Source organism: Pseudotabrizicola sediminis (genome assembly GCF_004745575.1).
Taxonomy (GTDB): domain Bacteria; phylum Pseudomonadota; class Alphaproteobacteria; order Rhodobacterales; family Rhodobacteraceae; genus Pseudotabrizicola; species Pseudotabrizicola sediminis.
In genome coordinates, this window is sequence record NZ_RPEM01000006.1 from 115,421 (window position 1) to 136,839 (window position 21,419).

At 62.4% G+C, this 21,419-nt stretch carries 21 protein-coding genes; 3 read left to right on the top strand and 18 right to left on the bottom strand.

Features of this window, described 5'->3' with window-relative positions; genetic code table 11:
• Positions 1-618: 618 nt before the first annotated feature.
• The 8 genes from EEB11_RS10250 to EEB11_RS10285 all read right to left on the bottom strand — a co-directional run bounded on the left by EEB11_RS10250 (position 619) and on the right by EEB11_RS10285 (position 8,547).
• On the bottom strand, positions 619-1,149 hold the full coding sequence (locus EEB11_RS10250; RefSeq protein WP_167852716.1) for a YjbF family lipoprotein: 531 nt from the start codon (positions 1,147-1,149) through the stop codon (positions 619-621).
• A 110-nt stretch (positions 1,150-1,259) separates the two neighbouring features.
• On the bottom strand, positions 1,260-3,500 hold the full coding sequence (locus EEB11_RS10255) for a YjbH domain-containing protein (RefSeq protein WP_245298857.1): 2,241 nt from the start codon (positions 3,498-3,500) through the stop codon (positions 1,260-1,262).
• Positions 3,500-5,407: a polysaccharide biosynthesis protein gene (locus EEB11_RS10260; RefSeq protein WP_245298858.1), complete on the bottom strand. Its 1,908-nt coding sequence runs from the start codon at positions 5,405-5,407 to the stop codon at positions 3,500-3,502. Before EEB11_RS10260 ends, EEB11_RS10255 begins: the two co-directional genes overlap by 1 nt.
• A gap of 168 nt (positions 5,408-5,575) precedes the next feature.
• Complete coding sequence (locus EEB11_RS10265) at positions 5,576-6,202, bottom strand: sugar transferase (protein ID WP_135431006.1); 627 nt, start codon at positions 6,200-6,202, stop codon at positions 5,576-5,578.
• Positions 6,203-6,244: 42 nt separating this feature from the next.
• The gene (locus EEB11_RS10270) at positions 6,245-6,694 is read right to left on the bottom strand and encodes a MarR family winged helix-turn-helix transcriptional regulator (RefSeq protein WP_135431008.1); all 450 of its coding nucleotides are present in this window, start codon (positions 6,692-6,694) and stop codon (positions 6,245-6,247) included.
• The gene (locus tag EEB11_RS10275) at positions 6,691-7,521 is read right to left on the bottom strand and encodes a carbon-nitrogen hydrolase family protein (protein ID WP_135431010.1); all 831 of its coding nucleotides are present in this window, start codon (positions 7,519-7,521) and stop codon (positions 6,691-6,693) included. Before EEB11_RS10275 ends, EEB11_RS10270 begins: the two co-directional genes overlap by 4 nt.
• A complete protein-coding gene (grxC, locus tag EEB11_RS10280; RefSeq protein WP_135431012.1) occupies positions 7,521-7,778 on the bottom strand; it encodes a glutaredoxin 3 in 258 nt (85 codons plus the stop codon). Before grxC ends, EEB11_RS10275 begins: the two co-directional genes overlap by 1 nt.
• Positions 7,779-7,821: 43 nt before the next feature.
• Entirely contained in the window at positions 7,822-8,547 is a 726-nt protein-coding gene (locus EEB11_RS10285; protein ID WP_135431014.1) for a double zinc ribbon domain-containing protein, read from the bottom strand.
• Between the two features lie 24 nt (positions 8,548-8,571).
• Between EEB11_RS10285 and EEB11_RS10290 the strand changes: the two genes are divergently transcribed.
• Together EEB11_RS10290 and hemH are read left to right on the top strand one after the other, a co-directional pair.
• Positions 8,572-9,390, top strand: a complete 819-nt coding sequence (locus EEB11_RS10290) for a methyltransferase domain-containing protein (RefSeq protein WP_135431016.1) — start codon at positions 8,572-8,574, stop codon at positions 9,388-9,390.
• Positions 9,391-9,447: 57 nt separating this feature from the next.
• Positions 9,448-10,548 carry a ferrochelatase gene (hemH, locus tag EEB11_RS10295; RefSeq protein ID WP_135431018.1) on the top strand — a complete coding sequence of 367 codons (1,101 nt, stop codon included), beginning with the start codon at positions 9,448-9,450 and terminating at the stop codon, positions 10,546-10,548.
• 92 nt (positions 10,549-10,640) lie between these two features.
• Here the strand turns inward: hemH and EEB11_RS10300 are convergent, their stop codons facing one another.
• Together EEB11_RS10300 and EEB11_RS10305 are read right to left on the bottom strand one after the other, a co-directional pair.
• Positions 10,641-10,820 (bottom strand): hypothetical protein, encoded by a 180-nt coding sequence (locus tag EEB11_RS10300; RefSeq protein ID WP_135431020.1) that lies wholly within the window; start codon positions 10,818-10,820, stop codon positions 10,641-10,643.
• 147 nt (positions 10,821-10,967) lie between these two features.
• Positions 10,968-11,573: a L,D-transpeptidase gene (locus EEB11_RS10305; protein WP_135431022.1), complete on the bottom strand. Its 606-nt coding sequence runs from the start codon at positions 11,571-11,573 to the stop codon at positions 10,968-10,970.
• Between the two features lie 174 nt (positions 11,574-11,747).
• Here EEB11_RS10305 and dalA point away from each other — a divergent pair, with 174 nt between their 5' ends.
• Positions 11,748-12,263 (top strand): divisome-associated lipoprotein DalA, encoded by a 516-nt coding sequence (dalA, locus tag EEB11_RS10310; RefSeq protein ID WP_135431024.1) that lies wholly within the window; start codon positions 11,748-11,750, stop codon positions 12,261-12,263.
• A gap of 10 nt (positions 12,264-12,273) precedes the next feature.
• Here the strand turns inward: dalA and EEB11_RS10315 are convergent, their stop codons facing one another.
• From EEB11_RS10315 to hslO, 8 genes are all read right to left on the bottom strand, one after another.
• Positions 12,274-12,768, bottom strand: coding sequence for a L,D-transpeptidase family protein (locus tag EEB11_RS10315; RefSeq protein WP_135431333.1), 495 nt, complete (start codon positions 12,766-12,768; stop codon positions 12,274-12,276).
• A gap of 69 nt (positions 12,769-12,837) precedes the next feature.
• Positions 12,838-13,629, bottom strand: coding sequence for an ion transporter (locus EEB11_RS10320; protein ID WP_135431026.1), 792 nt, complete (start codon positions 13,627-13,629; stop codon positions 12,838-12,840).
• A gap of 33 nt (positions 13,630-13,662) precedes the next feature.
• A complete protein-coding gene (locus EEB11_RS10325; protein ID WP_135431028.1) occupies positions 13,663-14,883 on the bottom strand; it encodes a class I SAM-dependent RNA methyltransferase in 1,221 nt (406 codons plus the stop codon).
• Positions 14,880-16,730 carry an ABC transporter ATP-binding protein gene (locus EEB11_RS10330; RefSeq protein ID WP_135431030.1) on the bottom strand — a complete coding sequence of 617 codons (1,851 nt, stop codon included), beginning with the start codon at positions 16,728-16,730 and terminating at the stop codon, positions 14,880-14,882. The genes EEB11_RS10325 and EEB11_RS10330 overlap by 4 nt, the downstream gene beginning before the upstream one ends.
• Positions 16,727-18,568: an ABC transporter ATP-binding protein gene (locus EEB11_RS10335; RefSeq protein ID WP_135431032.1), complete on the bottom strand. Its 1,842-nt coding sequence runs from the start codon at positions 18,566-18,568 to the stop codon at positions 16,727-16,729. Before EEB11_RS10335 ends, EEB11_RS10330 begins: the two co-directional genes overlap by 4 nt.
• Before the next feature lie 63 nt (positions 18,569-18,631).
• The gene (locus tag EEB11_RS10340; RefSeq protein ID WP_135431034.1) at positions 18,632-19,774 is read right to left on the bottom strand and encodes a CCA tRNA nucleotidyltransferase; all 1,143 of its coding nucleotides are present in this window, start codon (positions 19,772-19,774) and stop codon (positions 18,632-18,634) included.
• Entirely contained in the window at positions 19,771-20,364 is a 594-nt protein-coding gene (locus EEB11_RS10345) for a CoA pyrophosphatase (RefSeq protein ID WP_135431036.1), read from the bottom strand. Before EEB11_RS10345 ends, EEB11_RS10340 begins: the two co-directional genes overlap by 4 nt.
• A complete protein-coding gene (gene hslO, locus EEB11_RS10350) occupies positions 20,357-21,343 on the bottom strand; it encodes an Hsp33 family molecular chaperone HslO (RefSeq protein ID WP_135431038.1) in 987 nt (328 codons plus the stop codon). The genes EEB11_RS10345 and hslO overlap by 8 nt, the downstream gene beginning before the upstream one ends.
• Positions 21,344-21,419: the final 76 nt, after the last annotated feature.

Sequence of the window (21,419 nt, forward strand, 5' to 3'; positions counted from 1 at the left end):
AGCGGCCCGCGAAACTTCTTTCGGTAGCTTCGGGTGTGGACCCCGAAACCGCTGTTGAGATATACCTAAACGTGAATCTCAGCTCTTGCAAGGACCAATGGCGGGAAAGCACCCGGCTGATAACCGCAGAGTGAAGAAGGCCCGCCGGAGCGGGCCTTCGACTTCAGGAAAAGCGCTGCGTGGCCAAGTGTCAGTGGCTACCCGAAGACGAGTTTGCCGCTGCGAGAGCACCCGCAGCAGCTACGAGTCCGCCAATTGCTGCGATAGTCCCAAGCCCACCAAGGGCCCCTCCCATCCCGACGAGTCCGGCTGCCCCTCCCATCCCGGCTCCGCCCACCCCGGCTCCGGCTGCAGCAGCACCTGACCCCCCGGTACCAGCACCAGCACCGACGCCTGCGCCTTGGGTCGACACATGCAGCGTGTTCGCGCGAAGGACGATAATTGCATCGCCGTCACTGGCTATATCCGCCGCCGAAGCGATGGTGGCCGTTGCGGCAAACGCGAGGGCGGTTGTGAATGCGGTAAAACGCGACATCGTTACTCTCCACTTTGAGTTGATTGGTCTTGAAAGCACCATAGTACAGGCCGCTGCTCGTCCGAAGACATTTATCGTTAAAATCACTGCCTAACATCTTCAATGGTCAGAAAGCCAACGTCAGGGCTGATCCATTGTCTTGATTTGCGCAGGCTTTCATCATCAGAGATCCAGTAGTCATTGGCAAAACGCATCCCGTCCGCCGTGCAGGATTCAATGACATGCGTGGCCTGATAAGCTAGCTCCACAACGTCGATGGTTTCCCTGCCAACGGTCCGGAACGTGCAGGCATATGTGGTCTGCACTGCCTGATCTTCCCCGTTCAGCAGGGTGTGAACCCTGACATGGGCCTGCCCGTCGCGGCGCGGTGAGATGCCCGGCACATCTGCCGCCATAAGATCGGCCCCGAAACCGCGCGTCGCCAAGATCACCCCGTTGCGGAACGACAGGGTGATGTCATCCACCGAAGACCACGTTGCCACGCCGCGATTGGTCTGGATTTCGGCAATCAGCGCCTTTTGTTCCCGGCTGTCGATGGTGACCAGCATCACCGGGGTCAGCACCTGCGCAAGCAGCGCCCGGGTGATGGGAGGCGGGGCCGGTGGCTTCGCCATGCCGGGAAGGGAGCCCGCGATTGTCCGGACCATCGAGACAGAATGGGGCGGGTCAGAACCGCATGACGCCAAGACCATCACTGCCAGCAGGCCAGACCAAAGGGCGCGCTTCATTTCCAGAATCGCTCCCATTGTTCGCTCAGCCCGTCAGCGCGGTAACCGCGCACTGATTCGTACAGGCGTCCTTCAACCTCCAACCGGCGGCCACCGTCGCGGCCAAAGGGCCGCAAGGTGATGTCCCGATGCTGGTTGCTGGGCCTGCCCAGCAGCGAGGCCATGGGAATGTCGACCGTGATGCCCTTGTCGAACGACCCGCTGCCAAAATCCTCTGCCGATACATTGGTCTTGGTCATGAAGGCCCCGACTTTCCAGCCATTGTCGAATTCGCGCCGGACAGACAACGTGGCCCCCACATCGCCGGCCAGGTAACGGCCGACATCGACCTGAACATGGAAGTCATTGGCCAGCTTGTAATAGCCTGACAGGTGCCCGGTAAGGATGCGATAGCTGTCACGCGCACCGCAGGCCGCCGTGGTCAGATCCGGCGTGCAGCTGTCCGTCTCATACATCGCTGCCGGAAGGGAAAAGCCGAACTGCTGATCCGGCGACCGTTGAGCGGTATAGTTGACCTCTGCCCCGATCGCCCAACGGCCGTTGGTTGGCAACCACAACACCTCGGTCGACACCCCGCCAAACATCCGTTCCAGATAGCCAAGCGAGACACGGCCATAAAGCTCGGGCGACAGCTTGCGATAAGCCGTCAGCGACAGATTGGTAAGCGCCGGATCACCATCGCGGTCATAGAAGTAATTCGCCGACCGCACCGGGTGCAACCGCCCCCGCGAAGGCAAGGGCGGGCGATCATCCAGTGTGCTGAACACGTATTTTGACACCGCCCCGTTCAGCACCAACCCCGGTGCCAATTCATAGCGCCCGGTCAATTCCAGCCCCACGCCGATCTTGAACGGCGCTGTCTGATCAAACACGCGCGTCCGCCCCGTCGGGCCAAGCGACCAGGAAAAATTCGGATACGCCTGCGGGTCGCGGAATCCGTCTGCGAGCACTGCAGGGGCCGACAGAATCTGCGCCCGCGACAAGCTCTTCGCACCGGCCGCAGTGTCAAATTCCAGCGTTTCGATACCTGCACGCTGCACCACAACCTGCGACACCGGCATGCCGTTGACCATCGGCACAATCACAAACTGTTCGACCGAAGCCGGGGCAACATGTGTCAGCGCCCGCGCCGTGCGCCCCACCGCCTGCGCCTTTGCATCCACGTCGATGTTACGGATGCTGACATGCGCCGTTGCACCGTCAAACCGCAGCGATTCCACCTGAACCCCGTCTTTGGCAAGCCGCCGATCCAGACGCGTGCGCAACGCTTTTTGCGTGTCGTTCTCCCCCAGCCAGCTGGTCGACCAGGCGTCAGGGTCCGCCCCGCGCGACGGACGCGGCTGCACCGGGTCGGGAGCCGAAGAGGCAACGCCACCGCCTGGCCGCCGTTTTGGATTCAGGCTGAAATGCGCGGCAACACCGACTTCGCTGCCGTACAAGTAATAGGCCCCCAGACGCACAGACTCGTTGCGCTGATATTCGATGCCCAGGTTGAACGGGCTGCGGCGGTCAAACGTGCCGCGCCGGTCGGCCTCCTCGTGGTATGCATCCGAAGAATACTCGGCTTTTGCCGTCCATTGATCGGTGATCTGCCATTCCACCCCGGCAAACGGGGCGGCTGGGCCCCGGAACCACTGGCCGAAGTTGAAATTGCCGCCCTTCCCCACATCCAGCGCGGGCCGGTCACCAAACGGGCTGCCGATGGATTGATAGCTGCCCAACCGCCCCCAACCCAGACCGACCGACACCTTCACATCCGGCATGACATGCTTGGTCGCGACCACATATTCTCCTGCGATCACCCCAGTTCCCACAAAGTCCTGCAGGCCGAAGGTAAGGGCCGGGTGGTAGCGGCCTTCGTCTACAATCTGGTAGCGCAAATCGAACGATCGGTCGTAATAGGTATCGAACTGGTTCACCCCCGCGCAGCACAGCACCTTGTTCCAGTCACGGATACCAAGGAACCGAAAGCTTCCCGAAAGGCGTGGGGCGATCTGAAAGCTCAGCATTGTCCGGCTGACGGGTCCAAAATGACTGGTTGAAAACGACAGCATTCCATCCGGCTGCATCTCGGCAGAGGGCATGTCGATCAACCCGGTCGCCCCGTACAGGTTCAGTGTCGCCCGCGTTTCTGCCTGCATCGGCGACACGGCAAGGATGGCCATCACTGCAAGCGCCACACCTCTCATCGGGCACCGCACCCCGATCTTTTGCGGCCAAGTGAAGCTGCCGAGCATCAGGACGACCCTATCTTGCTGTGCCGCAGCCGGGACGCAAACCTGCCCGGCACGGGGACGACGGGTTGGCTGCGGCGGGGCCCTGCATCGCTGCGGCGGAACCCTTCGACATAGGTTTCCATCACCCTGCAAGCAGCATCGGCACTGTCCACAGCCACCGCGCTGCGCAGATCGCGCAAGGCCGTTGTCATTTCTATCCGGGACAACCCGCGTTCTTGCACCCGCAAGATTTTTTCGTGTGGCGTGGTCAGCATTCCCGGCTGGATCAACAGTTCTTCATGCAGTTTTTCGCCGGGGCGCAACCCGATGATCCGCATTTCAATATGGCCATCCGGGTTCTCGGGGCACCTGACTGTGTAACCGGCGGCCTTGATCATACGTTCGGCCAGATCCCTAATCCGGATGGGCTGGCCCATATCGAGGACGAACAGATCGCCCTCATGCATACCGCGTGACATCGACAGCCCGCCGGCGATCAGCACAAGGCTGGCGGCTTCGCAGATGGTCATGAAATAGCGGGTCACATCCTCATGGGTCAGCGTCACTGGCCCGCCCTTGCGAATCTGCTCGCGAAACAGCGGCACGACTGATCCGGAACTGCCCAGAACATTGCCAAAACGCACAATCGAGAAATCAGTGCTGATCGACCGCCGGGCCATATCCTGCACTACAAACTCTGCCATCCGCTTGGACGCCCCCATGACATTCGTCGGGCGCACCGCCTTGTCGGTCGAAATCAGGATGAAGCGCTTCACCCCCTCTTCCAATGCGGCCTCGGCCAGAGTCCGGGTGCCCAGCACATTGTTCACAATGCCGGCGATCGGATTGGCTTCGACCAGCGGCACATGCTTGTAGGCTGCCGCGTGCAGGATCACATCCACCCGGTAGGTTGCCAGTACGGCCCGGACCTGCCGCGAATCCGCGATGTTGCCCAGCACCGGCACAAAGCTGATTGCCGCCGCATCGGCACAGTCTGCCATCTCCCGCCCTATCTGGTACAACGCGATCTCGCTGACATCGAACAGCACGATGCGCGCAGGCCGATATCGGATCAACTGGCGACACAGTTCAGACCCGACCGATCCCCCGGCCCCCGTGACCAGAATGGTCTTGCCGCCATAGGCACTGCTGGTAGCGGGGTGCAAGTCGTTGACCGGATTGCGGCCCAGAAACACGCCCGGCGACACCGGTGCGAGCGCGTCCAGAATAACCTCGGTTCCCACCAGCTGCGCAAAAGAGGGTAAGGCATGCACATCCAGACCGCGCGACAGAAGATCGCGCACGATGGTTGCCTGCCGCGCCACCGCCACCGAAGGCATCGCAAGCAGCACACGCTCCACATCGTGGCGGGCAACTATGCGTTCCAGCTGGCTTGCAGGATGAACCTTGATCCCCATCAGGGTCATGCCCTGCACCTGCGCGCTGTCGTCAACAAAGGCCACCACACGGATGTTTTCATGCGACCGCAGGGCTGATGCCAACATCGTCCCCGTGCTGCCCGCGCCGTAGATCACCACATTCCGGCGCACCTGACCGTGCCGCAGCACCAGCAGAAACAGGCTGAGAAGCCCAAAGCGTGCAACCACCATCGTTAGCATAAAAATAAGTATAAACAAAAGCATACCGGCAATGGGCAGTGCAAATCCCGTCCCGGTTTTCGCCAGCCAGAGACCAACGCCGGCAAACAGCGCCAGAAGGCCGGTCTTGATTGCGCCAGCGGCCTCGTAGGATTTGAGCTTGATCAGAGGGATGCCCAGCAGCGGCGATCCGATGGCGGCAAACAGGGTCACCGCAACAAAACCCGGCCAGGCTGCCGCCGCCGTGGCAAGGGCGGCAGAGGCCGGGTACAGAAAGCAGTAGCTGGCCAGCAAGGACAACGGAGCCAGAAGAACATCAATGGAAAGCAAAATGAGCTGCTTTTGCAGCCTGGACAGGCGCCCGACAAACCAAAGAAAAAACCCGGATGCCGTACTGGTCAAAATGTACTTACCTCGGAACCAACAAACCGTCGCAACACACGCGTCGTAAGTCAGTCATAGGCAGTCGATGGTTAACAGCGGGTTAAAGCGCTCCGATCATCCTTTACGCTTTTTGCCCCGGCGCGGCGCACCCCGCGCCGTCTGCACCATGAGCATGAAATCCATGCAAATCGTCCGGTGCTTGCGGTAGATCTCGTCAAGCCGCGCCTTGCGCGGGATGCACCTTCGTACATAGGCCGCTTCCGTCTGTTCTGGCGTCTGGCAAGTGCTCAGAATCCGCTCTTCGTGCTGGTGAAAACAAAGGGTTGCAAGCCCAGTGATTCCCGGGCGCGATTGCAGCACGCGGGCATAGATCTGCGGATAGCGTTCGACATAGCTGCGCAGCGGCGGTCTTGGGCCGACAAAGCTCATGTCGCCTTTCAGCACATTCCACAGCTGGGGAATTTCATCCGCGCGGTGCTTGCGCAGCCATCGGCCCATCGGTGTCACGCGGGCGGCCTTGTCACCGCCAGACACGCCGGAATCAGACGCCACATCCCGCATCGTCCGCAACTTCCACAAGAGGAAGGGCTGCCCCGGCGCGCGCATCCGTTCGGAAACGTAAAACACCGGCCGACCCTGGCGCAGCAACACAACGATCAGCAGCATGCCAAACGGCAGGATCAGCACCGCACCGAGAAACAGCGCGACGGCTATATCGAACAGACGTTTACCGGGGGTCATGCCCCGCGCCCTTCTGCCCGAAACCCAGCGCTCAGACCCACCTCAGCCCTCATCCTCCAGCCGGGTGCGCATTTCGCGCAGCACCGGCAGCAGCGCCCGCACCCTCTCTGCCCCCAGCGACTGAACCACCTCGGCGATCAGCGGGGCCACCGACTGTACCGCCGCATCCCGCGCCGACCGACCCGAGGGGCTGATCGCCACGAACTTGCGCCGCGCATCATCCCAGTCGGGACGAATGTGCACATGGCCCGCCCATTCCAGCTTGGCCAGCGTATTGGTCATCGCCCCCCGCGTCACGTGAAACGACCGCGCCAGCTGCGCTGGGGTCCGCTCTTCATTCAGTCGCGCCAGATGGTTCAGCACCCCGAAATGCGACAATTCCATCCCTTTGGGCAGCACTTTGGAAATCCGGTTGCGCGCGAGCTGATCGGCCATGAACAGCTCACCAAACAGGGCAACCGCGATCTCTTCGACGCGATCCTTGTCGGTCATGGCCCGGTAAATCCCCGGTCATGGCGCAGCGACGGGATACGACCCCGGGCCGCATCCACCTGCGCCAGATCGAGGTCAGCAAACACAACGCCGGTGCTTGTGCCGCCATCGGCCAGCACCTCGCCCCAGGGTGCGATCACCAGCGACTGCCCATGCGTCCGCCGGCCCTTGCCTGCGCGTTCCGGGTGAAACCCGGTCTGCGCCGGGGCCAGCACAAAGCACCCGGTCTCAATTGCCCGGGCGCGCAGCAGCACCTCCCAATGGGCAGCACCCGTGATGTGATTGAACGCGGCGGGCACGGTCAGGATCTGTGCCCCGGCCTGCGCCAAAGCGCGGTACAAATAGGGAAACCGCACATCATAGCACACGGTCATCCCCACCCGGCCAAAGGGCGTATCGGCGACCACGGCGCGGGCCCCGGGGCGATAACCCGCCGATTCGCGATAGGTTTCCGTCTCTGACACGGTCACATCAAACATGTGAATCTTGTCATAGCGCGCCGCCACTGCGCCATCCGGGCCGATCAGGAACGACCGGTTGGCAAAGCGGCCATCGGCATCCTCGGTCTTCAGCCCCAGCGACCCGATCAGCAACCAGATCCCCAGCGCCTGTGCCTCGGCCTGCAACGCCGCAAGCGTAGGGTCTTCCGCCTCATGGTGGAACACGGCTTGCTGATGCTCTCGGCTCGATGACAGCGCATTGGTGCATTCCGGCGTCAGCACAAACCCGGCCCCGCCCGCCGCCGCCTGACGCACAAGCGTCAGGGTTTCGGCCAGGTTTACCACCGGGTCATCACTGACCGTCAGCTGCACCAATCCGACGCGCATCAGCCGGCCAGCATCGGGTCAAGCGCGCCGCGATGGTCCAGCGCGTGCAGGTCATCAGACCCGCCCACATGCTGACCGCCGATGAAGATCTGCGGCACGGTGCGTGCACCACCCGCCCGCGCCGTCATCGCCTGACGCAAGGCAGGGTCGCGGCTGACATCGGTTTCGGAATAGGCCGCCCCCTTCTTGTCCAGCAACCGCTTGGCAGCCATGCAATAAGGGCAAGTCGGCGTGGTATAGATTTCAACGGGTTTCATATCGTGTCCTGCAAACAAAGGTGTTGCGCGGGACTATACGGATTTACCCCTCTTTCGCAACGCGACACAGCACCAGCACACAGATCCCGGCGGCCCCCACCGCAAGGCAGGCCTCTGCCGCCGCCGCCAGCGTGGCCCCCGATGTCATCACATCATCCACCAGCAGCACCTGCCGCCCCTCTACCCGCGCGCGGCGACGGGGGTGCACCCGGATGCTGTCAGACATGTTGGCAAACCGCCCGTCGCGGTCTTTGCCCTCCTGGCTGTGGGTGTTGCGCCGACGTTGCAACAAGTCGGGGCAATGCTCCAGCCCCGACAGCCGCGCCACCTGTGCCGACAGCAGGGCGGACTGGTTATAGCGCCGCCGGAGCAGCCGCAGCCAATGCAACGGCACCGGCGCGATCAGCATTCCCGGTTGCAAGATCGGCTGCGCGGCCCGCATCAGCCAGCCACCCGCAGGCCGGGCCAGATCCAGCCGGTCACCGTGCTTCAGCTTCAAGACCATATCGCGCGCCTGGTCCCGGTACAGCATCGCCGCCCGCCCGTGCGACCATGGTCGCGCAATCGTCAGGCAGTCGTCACACTGCACCGGATGGCCGGGATCTTGCCCCGGCAAGGGCGTGCCGCAGAGGTCACAGACCAACCCGGCAACAAAGGGCGTCTCGCGCCAGCAATTGCCACACAGCCCGAAATCACTCGACACCATCGCGTCACACGCCACGCATTGCGGCGGATAGACCATGTGCAGCAGCGCCGCTTGCAATCCCATGCGCCTCCCCCCATCTTCCGCGCCATGCAGACGCCACCCATCCTGACCGACCGCCCCGCCTTGCTGCGCAACCGCAGCCGGGCCACCGAGTTCTTTTTGCACAACGAGGCGCTTGCCGAAGTTCAGGAGAGACTGATCGAGGTTAACAGGACGTTTACGTCGCCCGCTGTCGTCACCGGGTTCCCCGCGCTCTGGTCCGGTATCGGCACCCCGGTCGCCGATGATGACCTGCTGGCACTGACGCCCGGCGCGCATGATCTGGTGATCCACGCGCTTTGCCTGCACTGGGCCAGCGATCCCGTCGGCCAACTGGTACAGTGCCGCCACGCCCTTCGGTCCGACGGGCTTTTTCTGGCCCTGATGTTCGGGGGCCAGACCCTGCACGAGCTGCGCGCCTGCCTGGCCGAGGCCGAGGCCGAGGTGACGGGCGGCCTGTCGCCTCGCGTGTTGCCGATGGGCGAGATCCGCGATCTGGGGGGCCTGTTGCAACGCGCGGGCCTTGCCCTGCCGGTCGCCGACAGCTTCACCAAAACCGTGCGCTACCGCGATGCCCTGCACCTGATGCGCGACCTGCGCCTGATGGGCGAGGCAAACGCGCTTTCCGCCCGCCTGCGCCGCCCTACCCGGCGCGGGGTGCTGCTGCGCGCGGCAGAGATCTATCAGGCGCAATACGCCGATGACGAAGGCCGTATCCCGGCCACGTTCGAGATCATCTGCCTGACCGGCTGGGCCCCCGATGCCAGCCAGCCAAAGCCGCTGAAACCCGGCTCTGCTGCACAAAGATTGGCCGATGTGCTCAATGCGGCGGAAATGCCGCTGCCATCTGATCCGGCCAAAGGTTGACCCCGGCGCATAAGCCTATATGTCCCCTTAAACTTTGATTTGCCAAGGACGCACGCGATGCTCGATGCCAAGCACGGATTGACTCATGCCCCACAGGGGTCTGTCATCGCGCCCGGTCAGGGTCGCCTTGCCCATGCCCCCGCCGATCACCCCCCGGTGCGGCAGGCAAAGATCGGCGTTCTGGTCGCCAATCTGGGCACGCCCGACAATTACGACTACTGGTCGATGCGCCGCTATCTGAACGAATTCCTGTCCGATAAGCGCGTGGTCGATTATTCCAGCTGGCTTTGGCAGCCCCTGCTGCAACTGGTGATCCTGACCAAGCGGCCCTTCAGCTCTGGCGCCAATTACAAACTGATCTGGAATCACGACCGCAATGAAAGCCCTTTGCTGACCATCACCAAGGATCAGACCGCCAAAATCGCGCAAGGTATCGCCGCACAATATGGCGATGGCATCATGGTTGATTTCTGCATGCGCTATGGCAATCCGTCGACGGCATCAAAGGTCCGCGCCATGGTTGAGGCGGGGTGTGAGAAGATCCTTTTCTTCCCACTTTACCCACACTACGCCGGGGCTACTTCGGCGACCGCCAATGACGAATTCTTCCGTGCGCTGATGAAGGAAAAGCGTCAGCCCTCGGTCCGCACCGTGCCGGAGTATTTTGACCATCCGCAATACATCGACGCCCTCGCCCAGTCGGTGGAGCGTGTTTATGCTACGCTGCCGGCCAAGCCCGATGTGCTGGTCGCAAGCTATCACGGCATGCCGAAGCGCTATCTGATGGAAGGCGACCCCTACCATTGCCAATGCGCCAAAACCTCACGCCTGCTGCGCGAACGGCTGGGCTGGGACAAAGGCAGCATCGACACCACCTTCCAGTCGGTCTTTGGCCCGGAAGAGTGGCTGAAACCTTATACGGTCGAACATGTGGCAGAGCTGGCAAAGCAGGGCAAAAAGAACATTGCCGTGATGGCCCCCGCCTTCTCTGCCGATTGCATCGAAACGCTGGAAGAAATCAACGGCGAGATCCGCGAAGCCTTCGAACATGCGGGCGGCGAGACCTTTACCTATATTCCCTGCCTGAACGACGATGATGCGCATATCACAGCGCTTCTGGCTGTCATTTCCGAAAATCTGGCAGGTTGGCTGCGATAGTGTGGTCAACACCCGGGAAAACCTGCGACAAGAACAGAAAAAAGGCGGTGAGAAAACTCACCGCCTTTTTCCTTAGGAACGTGATCGTTAGATCAGTTCGAAACAGCTGCTGCAATGATCAGCAGGAGCAGCAACGGAACAACGATACCGCCGGCCGACGAAGACGTCTGAGCGGCGACAACGGTTGGTTCCATAACGGGTTCCATCATACCACCAGCGTTAGCGGTGGATGCAGCGACCGTCAGAGCGGCGGCGAGTGCAAGTTTCTTCATAATAACCTCCAGATATAGCATACCGACGAATGTTGCAGAGGCGACGGCATGCACCCAAGACTGTACCTCGTATCGACTTCATAACCAGCTTGGCACGAGATTTGCAATCTGGCTTGTTGAGGCACCGCGTGACTCACTGACTTGTCGTCAAATTAGCAACACCTGAGTTCCAACTTTGCTCATCGAAAAGAGTTCCGAGATATGCTCATTATAAAGCCCGACACATCCGTTTGAGGACCGGCGGCCGATCTTGCGCGTGTCATGCGTGCCATGGATACGGTAGTAGGTCCAGGACAGGTAAAGCGCGTGCGATCCCATCGGATTATCCGGCGCGCCGCCTTCGACCACATCTGGCCATTCCGGGTTGCGCTCTTTCATCGAAGGCGTCGGCCGCCAGCTGGGGGCGACCACCTTTTGCACCACTTCGGTCCGGCCGCGGCGGGTCAGATCTTCCGACAGCGGCACTGACGTGGGGTAAAGCCGGTAGGTGGCCTGATCTTCCGACCAATAGTGCAGGGCGCGCGAGGGCAGGTCGACCAGAATCGCCCCGCCCCGGGTGTTATCGAAATAGTCCTGCCAGTTCAGCATGCGAAAGCTGGACACGTTGTTGCGCACAGAACCGCTGGTGACCGGGGCGACCATTTCGGTCGACCCAGTCATGGCGAGTGCCGGGGTCATCGCGGCACCAAAGCCAGCAGCTGCGGTTCCCAGAAAGACCCGGCGGTTCAGTTTGATCCGATTTTCTACACTCATCAGAGGTTTCCTGCCATTTAAGTTTTGCAAGCTGCATACTCCGATCGGCCAAAACTCGCAAATCAAACCGCCGTTAACCCGCAGGGTCGCAGAGTTGGGTTTGAATTGCCGGCCAGTTTTCGCTAAGCAGCATTAACACAATGTGCCCACGGGCCGGAACGAACGGATTTCCAGATGAACAGACGCATGGTCCTGACCCTTGGTGCAGTCGGGCTGCTTTCGGCATGTGTCCAGCAAACGGCTGCTGTACAGCTCGATGCCAGCGGACAGCCGCTGCCGCAGGTCTACAAGATCGCTCCGGGGACCGAGAATGAAGTCTCGTTCCGGTTGCTCGACTCCGTCAACTCGCTGCGCCGCGCCCAGAATGCCGGGCCGCTCGCCTTCAATGCGGCGCTGAACGCTGCCGCCGCCACCCATGCGCGCGACATGTCGGTGCAAAACCGGCCTTGGCACTTCGGGTCGGACGGGTCTTCCCCGCTCACCCGCGTGCAGCGCGTCGGTTATACCGGGGCGCTGAAAGGCGAGCTGATTTCGGAAACGTTCGAGACCGAATTGGTCACGCTGGCCGCCTGGATGCGGGCCCCCGAAACCCGGACTGTCATTCTTGACCCGACCGCACGCGAGATCGGCTTTGCCTGGTATCAGGAACCAAGCGGCAAGCTCTGGTGGTGTCTGGTCACCGGGGGCTGACCCCCGGCCCTCACGGCAGGATGTGGATCACGGTGCCGTCTTTGACCATGGCATAGATCCGCTCCATCTCTTTGTCGGTCACCGCGATGCAGCCTGCGGTCCAGTCGCGGCGCGACACTTTGCTGTTCGGCGCCCCGTGGATGAAGATGTCACCACCCGGCGATTTGCCCAGATTCTTGGCGTATTCGCGGTCGGCCTGATTTGGGTAGGAAATCCCGATCGACAGGTGAAATTCTGAATTCGGATTGCGCCGGTCAATGATGTAGGTGCCTTCGGGCGTCTTGCCGTCACCTTCGAACTGCTTGTGCCCCACCGGCGCGAACCCCAGCGCAATATCATAGGATTTAAGCACTTTTTCGCGGTGCAGCAGATACATCTTCCGCTCACCTTTGTGCACCTGCACCGAAGTGACCGTGGGGCCGTTGTAGGTCTTGAACTTGCTGTTTCCACAAGCCGTCAGCCCAAAGGCCAAAACCAGCACTGCCACAATCCGATAAAGCCACATCGACAACTGCCCCGCTTTTTTTCAACCGCATACCCAAATTCCGGCGACCTGCCTAGCGGGGATCGGGCATCAGCGTCTCACGGATGTGTCATCAACCGATGAAAGCCGCGCCTCTATCGCGGTCAGCCTTGCCAGTACCTCATCACGATAGGCGTCGGTTTTCAGGTTGTCCTCGGCAGAATGGGCATCCTGCATCGAGTTCACGATCAGACCGACCAACAGGTTCACCACCGCAAAGGTGGTGACCATGATGAAGGGCACAAAGAACAGCCAGGCATAGGGAAAGGCCTCCATCACCGGGCGCACGATCCCCATCGACCAGCTTTCCAAGGTCATGATCTGAAACAGGGTGTAGGCCGAATTGCCCAGATCGCCGAACCAGTCGGGGAACGCCGCGCCGAACAGCTTGGTCGCCATCACCGCGCCGATATAGAAGATGATCGCCATCAGCAAAAACACCGACCCCATGCCCGGCAGCGCGGTGATGAACCCCTCCACCACCCGCCGCAGGCTGGGGGCGACCGAGATCACCCGCAGCACCCGCAGAATGCGCAACGCCCGCAACACGGACAGACCCTGCGCGGTCGGCACCAGCGCAATGCCGACGATGATGAAATCAAACAAATTCCACCCGTTGCGGAAGAACCGCAGGCCATGGGCATAGATCTTGGCCGCAATCTCGGCGACAAAGATCGCCAGACAAATCGCGTCCAGCAGCAAAATCAGCTCCCCCGCCCGCGCCATCACCGGGGAAGAGGTTTCCAGACCCAGAATCACCGCGTTGAACAGGATGACACCAATGATGGCAGTCCTGACCCATGGTCGATCCAGCCACTCACCCACTGCTGCGCGCGCCATCATCTTCTCCCGATCCAGATTGTGTCAGGGGATATGCTACCGAACGAAGCGGCCCACAAGTTCCACATGCGCCGACCAGCGGAATTGATCGACAACTTGTATCCAGTCCAGCCGGTAGCCAGCCTGAATGAGGGTTTTTGCGTCACGCGCGAAAGTCACCGGGTTGCACGACACCATCGCAATCACCGGAACCTTGGTTTGCGCAAGGCACCGCATCTGCGCCTCGGCCCCGGCGCGCGGCGGGTCGATGACCACGCCGGTCACATATTTGAACTCATCCGGTTCCAGCGGTCGACGGAAAAGGTCGCGCGCTTCGGCCTTGATCGGCTTCAGCCCTTCGGTGTTGCGGGCGGCCTTGTCCAGCGCCGCCACCATCGCGGGGTCACCCTCGACCGCATGCACCTCGGCCATCTCGGCCAAGGGCAGCGCAAAGGTGCCGATCCCGGCAAACAGATCGACGATCTTTTTCTGTGGCCCCAAAGCCTCCCGAACCGTATCCAACAAGGCATGTTCGCCATGTTCCGTCGCCTGCAGGAAGGCACCGGCGGGCGGGGCCACGCGTGCCTTGCCGATGGTCTGGATCGGCGTTGCGCGCAGCGCCACCGTCTCACCATCCCAGGTCAGCCGCGCCATCGCATGCGCCTCGACCACCCGCGCCAGTTCCAGCCGCAACGCGCCATCCAACGGCTTGCCCCCGGTGACCACCACATCCGGCCCACCAAGTGCGCGGGTGACCATCAGCGCCACTTCTTGCGACCGCGACCCACCCAGACGCACCAACTCCTCCAGCCCCGGCATCGCGGCCAACAGATCAGGATGTACCAGCTGACAATTCGGGATCTGTACCAGCGCATCCGACCCGCGCGCATGAAAGCCGATCATCGACCCGCCCTTGGTACGCCGCGCCGCAAAGGTCGCCCGCCGCCGCGATCGGGGCGGTGATGTCAGAATGGGCCGGAACGGTGCATGCAGACCCTGACCGGCGAGGGCCCCTTCGACATGCGCCGTCTTCCAGTCGGCGACCATCGCATCCGACGCATGTTGCATCAGGCAGCCGCCACAGGTGCGCGCATGCGGACAGGGCGACTTGATGCGGGCCGCACTGGGCGTCACAATCCGGGTGTTCACCAGCCGGTCGCCTTCCAGATCGCCCTCTACCACCTCACCCGGCAGCATTCCGGCCACAAAGACCGGCCCGTTCTCGCCTTGGGCGATCCCGTCGCCAAGGTGTCCCAGCCGGTCAATTGTAAATATCACTCTGCCGCTTCCTTTTCATCCGACCCGATGAATCCGCCCGACTGGCGGTTCCAGTAGCGGGCGTACAGGCCATCTTGCGCCAACAGCGCCTCGTGCGTGCCTTCTTCGACAATCCGCCCGTCGTCAAGCACCACAATCCGGTCCATCGCTGCGATGGTGGACAGACGGTGCGCAATCGCAAGCACGGTCTTTCCTTCCATCACCCGGTCCAGCGCGGACTGAATGTTCGCCTCAACCTCCGAATCCAGCGCCGATGTCGCCTCGTCCAGCACCAGAATAGGCGCGTCCTTCACAAAGGCCCGCGCCAGTGCGATGCGCTGCCGCTGCCCGCCGGAAAGCTTGACCCCGCGTTCCCCCAGAAACGCCCCGTAGCCCTTGCGCCCGGTGTGGTCGATCATCTGGCTGATGAACCCGTCAGCCTCCGCCGCACTGGCTGCCGCGATGATCTCATCTTCCGTCGCATCCGGGCGGCCATAGGCGATGTTGTCACGCGCCGAACGGTTGAACATCGCAGTTTCCTGCGTGACCATCCCGATCTGCCGCCGCAGGCTTTCCTGCGTCACATTCCGCACATCCTGCCCGTCAACCAGAACAGCCCCCTTTTCGCAGTCATAGAGCCGTAAAAGCATCGCCACCAACGTTGACTTGCCCGCGCCACTGGCTCCGACAATCCCCAGTTTTTCCCCGGCGCGGATCGTCAGGTTCAGATCTTCCACCCCACCCCGCCGCCGCCCATAGGCAAAGCTGGCACCTGCAAAGGTGATCTCTCCGCGCACCTTGACCAGATCCACCGCATCGCTTGCATCAGCCAACTGATGCGGGGCCGACAGGGTTTTCATCCCATCCTCCACCTCACCCACCGAGGTATAGATCGACATCAGCGTAAAGCTGACCCAGCCCGACATCTGGGCAATCCGCATCGAGATCGCCCCCGCCGCCGCAATCGCCCCCGCCGTCGCCTGCCCCTGCTGCCACAGCACCACCGTGCCACCGATCAGCAGCACCGGCAGCACGCCCGCCACGGTCATCAGCGACAGCCGGAACCATGTTGAAATGACCCCGAATTCCAGACTCCGCTCGCGGAAAACCTCCATCGCTTTCAAGGCCACCCGGTCCTCGAACGCGGCATGCGCGAACAGCTTCACCGTCTTGATGTTGGTGATCGTATCCACCACTTGCCCCGAAACCATCGCCCGGGCCGATGCCCGCGCCGCCGAATTCACCCGCACACGCGGCATGAAAAACCGGATCAGCAGAACATAAACCACCAGCCAGACGGCCAGAGCCACCGCAATGCGCGCGTCGATCACCACCAAAAACACCACCGACCCGATCACCGACGCCAGCGCGAAACAGACCGTGTTGATGACCTCGGTTGCCACATCGGTGACCGCCCGCGCCGCCTGCATCTGCTTTTGCGCAATGCGGCCCGCAAAGTCATTGTCAAAAAACGTTACCGCCTGCCCCAGCGTCCAGCGGTGCAGCCGCGACAAAACCAATGGCATCACGTTCGGACCGACAACGATGCTGTTCGACGCCGCCGCGATACCAAAGGCCATCGGCCGCAGCACAAGGTAGAACAGCACGAACATCCCAATCAGCGCCGCATGATCGCCGAAAAACCGCTCCGGCCCCGAGTTCAGCGCGGCATCAATCACCCAGCCCAGAATGACCGCCGACACCACTTCCGTAGCCCCGGCGATCGAGGAAAACACCCCGGCCAAACCCAGCATCGGCCAAGACCCCTTGAGGCACCAACGCATGAACGGCCACAACTGCTGCGGCGGTTCGCCATCTGCGGGACGAAACGCGTCGATGTATCCGCCCAGCCGTTTCAGAACGCTCATGCCGTCTCCTCTAGCCCGATGAACCCGCCAGATTGGCGAGCCCAAAACCGCGCATATAGCCCGTTCAACGCCAAAAGCTCGGCATGGGTCCCTTGCTCGGCGATGTGACCATCCTCCAGCACCACGATCCGGTCCATCGCGGCGATGGTCGACAGGCGGTGCGCAATCGCGATCACCGTCTTGCCCTGCATCACGCCAAACAGCGCTTCTTGAATCGCCGCCTCGGCTTCGGAATCCAGCGCACTCGTCGCCTCGTCGAGAATCAAGATCGGCGCGTCTTTCAGGATCACCCGCGCCAATGCCACCCGCTGCCGCTGTCCACCCGACAGCTTCACGCCCCGCTCTCCCACATGCGCATCATAGCCTTTGCGGCCCTCCGGGTCTTCCAGCGTCTGGATAAACTCATGCGCATCGGCGCGGCGGGCGGCAGCGATCATCTCGGCCTCGGTCGCATCGGGGCGACCGTACAGGATGTTGTCGCGCACCGACCGGTGCATCAGGCTGCTGTCCTGCTGCACCATGCCGATCACCCTGCGGACCGAATCCTGCCCCACCTGAGCAATGTCCTGCCCGTCAATGCGGATCACCCCGCCCTCGGTGTCGTAGAACCGCAGCATCAGCTTCACCAGTGTCGATTTACCTGCGCCCGAGCGCCCGACCACGCCGATCTTTTCCCCCGGCTGCACGGCCAGCGACAGATCCTGCAACCCGCCCGACCCGCGTCCGTAATGGTGGCTCACCCGGTCCAGCTCGATCTTGCCGGCGGTCAGCACCAGCGGCTTTGCCCCCGGGTTGTCCACCAGATGAATCGGCTGGGTGATGGTCTCCATCCCTTCGGCCACAATGCCAAGCGCCTGCACCAGCGCGGTAAAGGCCCACATGATCCAATAGGTCATGTTGTTCAACCGCAGCACCAGCGCCGTTGCCGCCGCGACCGTGCCCACCGTCGCCTGCCCCTGATACCACAAGATCAGCGCCCAGCCGGTCACCCCCACGATCAGCCCGCCATTGAGCACGGTCAGCGCCAGATCCATCTTGGTGACGATCCGCATTTCGCGTGCAAATGTGCTGCGGGCGTGCTCGATCGCATCTCGGGCGTAGTTCAGCTCCATATCGTGATGCGCGAACAGCTTGACCGAGTGGATGTTGGTATAGGCATCCACCACCCGCCCCGTCACCTGCGACCGCGCATCCGAGCTTGCCTTCGCCGCCGGTCCGGCCCGAACCACTGTCCACCGAACCAGCCAGGCATAGAGTGCGAACCAGATCACCAGCGGCAGCAGCAGCCGCACATCGGCCCCGGCCAGCATGATGCCGGCGCCGACTACAGTCACGCTGGCAAAGGCCACCGCGTCAAAGGTCTGAAACACCGCGTCCCCTGCCGCTGGCGGCGTCTGCATGATGCGGTTGGCGATCCGCCCGGCAAAATCGGACTCGAACCAGCCGACGGGCTGGCGGATCACATGGTTATGCGCCCGCCAGCGGATCATGGTGCCGAAATTCGGTAGGATAGTGTTGTGCAATAGCGCCACATTGGCCACCAGCAGAATGGGTCGCAAGATCAGGATCGCCGCCGCCACCAGCAAAATCTCGGTGCCGTGATCCGCCCACACCACTTGCGGCCCGGTACTTGCCAACAGGTCGACCAGCCGCCCGACATACCAGATCATCGCGACATCGGCAAAAGCCGACACCACCGAAAGCGTCGCGGTGATCGCGAACACCCCACGGAACGGCGTGATATATTGCTTCAGGAACGGCCACAGCTTGCGCGGTGGTGTGTCGGTCTGCTCGTAAGGGCCATAAGGGTCCACGAGCCGTTCAAAATAGGAAAACACGGGGGACAGCCTCTTGCAGATTACCGCTGGCATATACTCCCATTAATGTCCGAGGAAAACAGTTTAACCCAAAAGCTGCGCGCGGGTCAGCGTCAGGTTGCTTGCCAGCCAGCGCGCCCGGGCCGCCGCCAGCGCCGCGCCCAGCGCCGGGCCCTGCAACCGGCCCATCAGATCGGCGGCACGCAGCGGGAACTCAGCCGCAGCCCCCCGCGCCACCTCTGCCTCCCAACCCTCAGGCAAAGGCTGCTCCAGCACCGCCGCGCGCGCCAGAACGGCATCGGCCCCCAGGCTATCGCCCAGCAGAAAGCCCAGCGCGGCCGGGCTATGAATGTTGCCGGTTTCGTCTCTGATACGGCACAAGTCTGCCACTTCGCGCCGCGACAGCCGCAACCTGTCACCCACATCCTGCCCGCCCAGAACCGCCAACCGCCGCAGCCAGCGTGGTGCGCATTGGCCTTCCAGATGCACCAGCGGCCCCAGGGACCGCGCATCCGCCCCCGGCAGAACAATCCCCAGCACCCCAGACGCCGCCATTGACGCGACCGCGGGCGCAGGGTCCGGTGCGGCCAGCAGCTTGCGCATTTCCGCACCGATGCGTTCGCGCGAAAGCGCCTCTATTCCGTCAAGATTGGCGGCACAGGCCGCCAGCCCTTCGGCATCAATCCCGCCGTCCGGGTTACCATAATGCGCAAAGAACCGGAAAAACCGCAGGATGCGCAGGTAATCCTCAGCAATGCGGGCACCCGGCTCGCCCACGAACCGCACCCGCCGCGCCTGCAGGTCCGGCAGCCCGCCCAACGGATCCATCACCGCACCGGTCCGGTCGGCATAAAGCGCATTCATCGTGAAATCGCGCCGCGCCGCGTCTTCCTCGACAAGCGTTGAAAACGCGACCACCGCGTGTCGCCCATCAGTCTGCAGGTCTTGGCGGAAGGTTGTCACCTCATGTGCCACACCCCCGGCGATCACCGTCACCGTGCCATGGTCAATTCCGGTCGGTACCACCCGGAGCCCGGCAGTTTCCGCCAGCGCAGAAACGATTTCCGGCACCGCATCGGTTGCAATGTCGATATCCGCCACCTCGACGCCCATCAGTGCGTTGCGGACACAGCCACCAACGAACAGCGCCTGATGGCCCGCATCCTCCAGCACACGGCACAAGGTCTGTGTGCCGGGATGCTCCAGCCAATCCCCCGAAACCTTCACAGCGCTGCCCGCTCGGCCAGCCCGCGCAAAATGCGCGCCGTCGCTCCCCAGATGTAATACGGGCCATAGGGCACCGCGTAATAGCGCCGCCACTGCCCCATCCACAGCCGCCGCTCGATGCAATAGCGCGACAGGTCAAGCACGTGTGACAGCGGCACCGTAAACACCTCCTCCACCTCCCCCGCTTCTGGCGCAGGCACAAAATCGTCTCTGATATGGCCCAGAACCGGGGTCATGCTGAATCCGGTCACCGTTTCATGCACGGGCAAATGGCCGACCACCTCGACCAGCCGGGGCGGCAGCGCAATTTCTTCCATCGCCTCGCGCAGCGCCGCAGCCTGAACCGAGGCATCGACCGGCTCTACCTTGCCGCCCGGCAAGGAAATCTGCCCCGGATGATGCTTCAGGTGCGACGCGCGTTTGGTCAAAATCACCTGCGCGCCACCGGGCCGGTTCCAAACTGGAATCAGCACGCCCGCCGGCCGCAATACGCGACCAGCCGGCAGCTGAATCCCAGGGTTCAGATCAAAATCAGACGACTCGCCTGCCGGGCGCAGCAGGGCGCTCCGCAGGCGGGCAATCTCATCCATCCCTGCCCTCAAACCCCAGGGTCTTCGGGTCCATCTCGTAATGCGCGCCGCAGAACTGGCAATCGGCGGTGACGATCCCTTCGGGCGTTGTCATCTTTTCGATGTCCTTCTGCGAATAGATCGACATCGTGTTGCGCACCTTGTCTTCGGAACATGAGCAGCCAAACCGGATCGGCTGCGCCTCGAACACCCGCGGGCCTTCTTCGTGGAACAGCCGCACCAGCAACTCTGCCGGAGTCACCTGCGGCCCGATCAGCTCGATCTCTTCCACCGTATCCAGCAGCACATTGGCGCGGGTCCAGCTTTCGCCCTCTTCCCCGGCAAGAATATCGCTGTGCAGCAGCAAACCGCCCTCGCCCGAACCGGCCTCGGCCGCCACACTCATCCCGGCTTTCGGCATGTGCTGCAGCATCACGCCACCCCCCCGCCAATGCGTCGCCCGCCCCGGCTCCGCACTCTGGCCAAAGGTCAGCGAAAACCGTGTCGGCAGCTGTTCGGACTGCGCGAAATAGGTCTCGGCGCAAGAAGACAGCGACCCACCCGCAATCGGGGTAAAACCCTGATAGGGCACCATGCCCTCGCCCTGATCCAGCATCACCGCGAAATAGCCGGTGCCGATCTGGCTGAACGGATCGGCGTCCAGATCCAGCCGGTCGGCATCATAGCTCGCATAGGCGCGGATGCGTGCCGGTTGCCCGTCATCTGTCGGGCCATAGTAATCGGTGGCGATCAGGCGCGCCGGGCCGTTGCCGCGGATCTGCAGGCTCAGCTTCCAGCGCAGCTTCACAGACTGCCCGATCAGTGCGGTCAGAAGCGCGGCTTCGGCCACCAACGCCTCGATCAGCGGCGGGTAGGTGTGTTGCGACAAAACCTGTTCCAGCACGCCATCCAAGCGAACCACCCGGCCCCGGATGTCGGACTGATCAAGTTGAAAGGGCAGGATGGTATCATCCCAGGCGATCTGCGAACCAATGGTCATGGGGTTTCCTTAGCGAGCCAATCTTGGCATACCGCGCCTATATAGGCAGGGCAACACCACGACCAAGGGGGCAACA